The 4762-nt window shown below is 73.1% G+C and carries 7 protein-coding genes and 1 tRNA gene; 7 read left to right on the top strand and 1 reads right to left on the bottom strand.

Going from position 1 to position 4762, the window contains the following annotated elements:
* Both VR44_RS21900 and VR44_RS21905 read left to right on the top strand, forming a co-directional pair.
* The coding region (locus tag VR44_RS21900; protein WP_063778952.1) for a type II toxin-antitoxin system VapB family antitoxin at positions 1 to 282 on the top strand (282 nt) is incomplete at its 5' end.
* A gap of 103 nt (positions 283 to 385) precedes the next feature.
* Positions 386 to 1051, top strand: coding sequence for a LytR C-terminal domain-containing protein (locus VR44_RS21905; RefSeq protein ID WP_094191822.1), 666 nt, complete (start codon positions 386 to 388; stop codon positions 1049 to 1051).
* A gap of 16 nt (positions 1052 to 1067) precedes the next feature.
* On the opposite strand, the gene upp is transcribed toward VR44_RS21905, so the two are convergent.
* Complete coding sequence (gene upp / locus VR44_RS21910) at positions 1068 to 1703, bottom strand: uracil phosphoribosyltransferase (protein WP_045949275.1); 636 nt, start codon at positions 1701 to 1703, stop codon at positions 1068 to 1070.
* Positions 1704 to 1893: 190 nt separating this feature from the next.
* Here upp and VR44_RS21915 point away from each other — a divergent pair, with 190 nt between their 5' ends.
* The 5 genes from VR44_RS21915 to VR44_RS21935 all read left to right on the top strand — a co-directional run bounded on the left by VR44_RS21915 (position 1894) and on the right by VR44_RS21935 (position 4718).
* The gene (locus VR44_RS21915) at positions 1894 to 2886 is read left to right on the top strand and encodes a universal stress protein (RefSeq protein ID WP_045949276.1); all 993 of its coding nucleotides are present in this window, start codon (positions 1894 to 1896) and stop codon (positions 2884 to 2886) included.
* A 177-nt stretch (positions 2887 to 3063) separates the two neighbouring features.
* The gene (locus tag VR44_RS21920; protein WP_045949278.1) at positions 3064 to 3267 is read left to right on the top strand and encodes a hypothetical protein; all 204 of its coding nucleotides are present in this window, start codon (positions 3064 to 3066) and stop codon (positions 3265 to 3267) included.
* Between the two features lie 216 nt (positions 3268 to 3483).
* Positions 3484 to 4035, top strand: coding sequence for a tRNA adenosine deaminase-associated protein (locus VR44_RS21925; protein ID WP_045949277.1), 552 nt, complete (start codon positions 3484 to 3486; stop codon positions 4033 to 4035).
* A 92-nt stretch (positions 4036 to 4127) separates the two neighbouring features.
* Entirely contained in the window at positions 4128 to 4556 is a 429-nt protein-coding gene (gene tadA, locus VR44_RS21930; protein WP_045949279.1) for a tRNA adenosine(34) deaminase TadA, read from the top strand.
* Between the two features lie 77 nt (positions 4557 to 4633).
* A tRNA-Ser gene (locus tag VR44_RS21935) sits at positions 4634 to 4718 on the top strand.
* Positions 4719 to 4762: the final 44 nt, after the last annotated feature.

Below are 4762 nucleotides of genomic sequence, written 5' to 3' on the forward strand. Positions count from 1 at the left end.
ATCGGTAGCGGACGGCCGTACCCCGACCACGGCAGGGAAACCACCCGGCAGTGGGCGGACGTCGCCCCGCGCCCGGTCCGGCTGGACCAGCTCGTGACGACCAAGGGACAGCTGGACCTGGAGACGCTTCTCGCCGAGGACTCGACCTTCTACGGCGACCTCTTCGCGCACGTCGTGAAGTGGCAGGGCGACCTGTACCTGGAGGACGGGCTGCACCGCGCCGTGCGCGCGGCCCTCCAGCAGCGCCAGGTGCTGCACGCGCGCGTCCTCGAAATGGACTGACCGGGGGACTCGACGGGGCGCCGGTTGCGCCTTTCGGGTCTGCCTTACCCGATCAACAGATCATTTAGTAGGCATCGTTCCGGTACGGCACTACGCTGCGCCCATGAGCATGCTCACTCCCCCCGGCATGGGCGGAAAGTACCGCGTCACGGGGACCGCCTACCCCCGCATGAGCCGGCCGCGGCGACGTCGGAAGCTCGTGTTCGCCCTGCTCGGATCGGTCCTCGCGCTGGCGCTGCTCGGCTATGGGGCGCTGCAGCTCATCGACGTGTTCCGGGGTGACAGCGGCAAGCACAACGCCGCCGCCAAGGACTGCCCGACCGGGGCCGCCTCCGCCACCCCCGCCGGGGCCGCGAACCCCGGCCCGGCGGCCTCCGGCGCCCCCGCGGCCGTCCTGCCGCAGCCCGGCCAGATCACCGTCAACGTCTACAACGCCACCCCCCGCGCGGGCCTCGCCAAGGCCGTCGGCGACGAGCTGAAGAAGCGCGGGTTCACGATCGGCCACGTCGGCAACGCCCCCGCCGACTTCGACAAGAAGGTGCCCGGGCCCGGGATACTGCTGGGCTCCCCGCGCACCGACAAGGCCGCGTACTCCGTCCTCGGCGCCCAGCTCGCCGGCGTCACCCAGCAGACCGACACCCGCGAGGGCGCGGACATCGACCTGATCCTGGGCGACTCCTTCAAGGAGCTGAACAAGAAGGAGGACGCGGACAAGGCGCTGGCCGTCCTGGCCAACCCCGCGCCCGCGCCCTCCCCGAAGAAGTGCTGAGAGGCGGACCGCTCCGCTACTCGGCCGAGCCGTACATGCGGTCGCCCGCGTCGCCCAGGCCCGGCACGATGTAGCCGTGCTCGTTGAGCCGCTCGTCCACGGCGGCCGTCACGACCGTCACCGGCGTGCCCGCGAGCTCGCGCTCCATGACCTCGACGCCCTCGGGCGCGGCCAGCAGCACCACGGCGGTCACGTCGTCGGCGCCGCGCTTGATGAGCTCCTGGATCGCGGCGACCAGCGTGCCGCCGGTGGCCAGCATCGGGTCGACCACGTAGACCTGGCGCCCGGAGAGGTCCTCGGGCATGCGCGTCGCGTACGTGGAGGCCTCCAGGGTCTCCTCGTTGCGGACCATGCCCAGGAAGCCCACCTCCGCGGTCGGCAGCAGCCGGACCATGCCGTCCAGCATGCCGAGGCCGGCGCGCAGGATCGGGACGACCAGCGGGCGCGGGTGCGACAGCTTGACGCCGGTGGTCGGGCCGACCGGGGTCTCGATGTCGGACTGCTCGGTGCGCACGTCGCGGGTGGCCTCGTACGCGAGGAGCGTCACCAGCTCGTCCGCGAGCCGCCGGAACGTGGGGGAGTCGGTGCGCTTGTCGCGCAGCGCGGTGAGTTTGTGCGCCACCAAGGGGTGATCGACGACCTGCAAACGCACAACATCCTCCAAGACTCAGCCGGGCTTCGACCTGCGATCTGCGACCTGCGACCCTGCTACCTGCGAAAAACGGCCGCCTGTTCGCGACCTGCTGCCAAAAGGCTACGCGGTGGAACGGGCGCGGCGCGTCCCGCGCGCGCCCGCCGCCCTTCCGGATGCGGGCCACGGCGCCGCCGGGCACCCTGGACGGATGAGCAACGGCCAGGGCAGCCGGGGAAGCGGCGGAGCGAGTGGCGGGGCCGGCGGCGGACCGGTGATCGCCGCCGTCGACGGATCCGACCACAGCCTGAGCGCCCTGGAATGGGCCCGCGAGGCCGCCCTGCGCCACGGCACCGCGCTGATGGTGGCGCACGTCCTGCCCGATGCCTCCCAGCTGTACGCCGGCCGCCGCTCGGCCCTGCACGACCCGAACGAACCCAAGGAGTACGCCGACCCCGTCGGCGACCGCGTCCGCGCCCTGCTGGAATCGGGCCCGGAGCTGCCCGCGGAGGTCCGCTACGAGGCCCTGGAGGGCTCCGTGCCCGAGGCGCTGCGGGCCGTCAGCGCGGAGCAGGCGCCGCTGATGCTGGTCATGGGCTCCCGGGGGCGCGGCGGGTTCGCCGCGCTGCTGCTCGGGTCCAGCAGCCGGGCGGTGGCCGGCACCGCGTCCTGCCCGGTGGTGGTGGTCCCGCACGAGGGGAGGGCGGCGGAGGACCCCGAGGGGGCTTCGGCCGGGCGGGTGGTGCTGGGGCTGCACGCCGCCGAGACCCCCGAGGACGTACTGGCCTTCGCGTTCGCGGAAGCGGCCGCACGGGGGACCACCGTCCAGGTGGTCTCGGCGTACGCCCTGCCGCCCGGTCCGATGACGGTGATCGACAGCCCGTTCGCGGTGATCCCGCCCGAGGCCCTGGCCGACGGGGCGGACGGGGTGCCGGCCGAACGGGAGACGCTGCGGGCCCAGAACGAGCGGCTGGCCCCGCTGCGGGCCCGCTACCCGGACGTGCCGGTCGAGCAGGCCGTCGTGCCCGGGGACCCGGCGGGGCGGCTGGTGGAGGCGTCCCGGTCGGCCGCACTGGTCGTGGTGGGCCGCCACCATCCGCGCCGGCGGTCCCTGCTGATCGGCTCGGTGGCGCACGCCCTCCTGCAGCACGCGCACGGGCCGGTGGCCGTCGTGCCGACCCTGCACGACGACGGCGCCGCCTGAGGCCATCGGCCGGATCCGGACACCCGGTGTGAGCTGACCCTTCAGCCGGCCCCCTCCCTGACCTGCGCCGATCCGGGAGGGGGTGGCATCAAACGCCCCGACGGGGGGAAGGTGGGAGCGGGGGGTCTGCTTCGCGCCGGCGGAGGAGGACGACCGGACCAGCCTGGGGTGGTGCCGATGCCCAAGACGCAGCCCGTGAACGACGGCAAGGGAAGCGAGGCGGACGACCCGCCGGAGACGGCGGCGCAGCGCAGGGCGCGACGCGCGCAGTTCCTGCGCGACCTGATGGAGGCCCGGGCGCTGCGCGACCGGGTGCAGCCGCGGCGTGCCCGGGCGGCCCGGATGCGCCAGCAGATGCGGATGCGTACGTTCCGTTGGTGAGGGGCACGATGCCCACGGCGGGTACCGGCCCCTGACCGGCCCTCCGCCCGGCGCCGCGACACGGCCGCCGTGCGGAAGACCTCTCGCAAAGCCGCTGTTTCTGCCACGATGCCGATTGGGCGGGGTGCGAACAGCTTGTGTCAGGACCGTTCACACCCCAACCTCCGGCCGGGGGGACCTCCAACCGGCACGCCTATGACCAGTGGGAGAGTCACGGTGTATTTCGCCGCACTGCTCGCGCGCACCGAAGACGGGTGGGAAGCGAGCGACCTGGAACTCGACGACGTCGAGTCCCTCAGCGATCTGATCGATCTCGCACGTTCCGCCGCTGTCGACGACGACACGGTGGTCGCCCTCATCGAGCAGGAGGACGCCTGGTTCGGCGTCATCCGCGTGGATGGAGAGGAGGACCCCCGGTACTTCGTGTCGAACGCCTCCGCCGCCGACCGGAGCTCCTACGGATCGATGCTGACCAAGGAGCTGCTGGGCAGCGTCGACGAGGACGACGATCTCGACGAACTGGACCTGGACGGCACCGAGGACGGGGAGGACGAGCCCGTGGCCTCCTACACGGACGAGGAAGACGACGCGGACGGCACCCGGACGGGATCCGGCGCCGAGCCGGTGCCGGCCGGCCCGCTCGGCGACCCCCGGCTCCTGGACGACCTCGGCGTCGGCCACAAGGAGCTGATGTCCCTGGACGGGGACGCCCTGGCGGAGATCGCCGACGCGCTCGGCGCCACCGAGGTACTGGAGGCCGTCCGCTAGTGATAGCCGCGCACGACCTCACGTACGGCACGCGGGACCCGCACGGCTCCGGTACCGGCCCCGACCCGGTACGGGATCCGTGGCGGGAACCCATGCGCCTGGCACTGCGGGAGGCGGCCCTGGCGGTGCCGGCCGGCGACGTGCCGGTCGGTGCCGTCGTCCTCGGACCGGACGGGGACCTCCTCTCCACCGGGCACAACGAACGGGAGGCCGTCGGAGATCCCACGGCGCACGCCGAGGTGCTGGCGCTGCGCCGGGCGGCCGCCCGGCTCGGGGAGTGGCGGCTCACGGGGTGCACCCTGGTGGTCACTCTGGAGCCGTGCGTGATGTGCGCGGGCGCGCTCGTCCAGTCCCGCGTGGCCCGGGTCGTCTACGGCGCGGGGGACGAGAAGGCGGGCGCGGCGGGGTCGCTGTGGGACCTCGTACGGGACCGCAGGCTCAACCACCGGCCGGAGGTGGTCCGCGGGGTGCTGGAAGCGGAGTGCGCGCGGCAGCTGACGGAGTTCTTCCGCGAGCGGTGAGCAGGGAGTGAGGGGTGAGCAGGGCCACTCGGCCGGAAGTTGCGAAGCACTCCCCACCATCGGCTAGGATCTCTCTCGGTGGTGTGTCCGAGTGGCCGAAGGAGCTCGCCTCGAAAGCGAGTATGGGGCAACCCATCGGGGGTTCAAATCCCTCCACCACCGCTCTGGAAACGAGAGCCCCGGTTCGTACGAACCGGGGCTCTCGT

Origin of the sequence: Streptomyces katrae, assembly GCF_000966975.1 — a bacterium.
Lineage (GTDB): Bacteria > Actinomycetota > Actinomycetes > Streptomycetales > Streptomycetaceae > Streptomyces > Streptomyces katrae.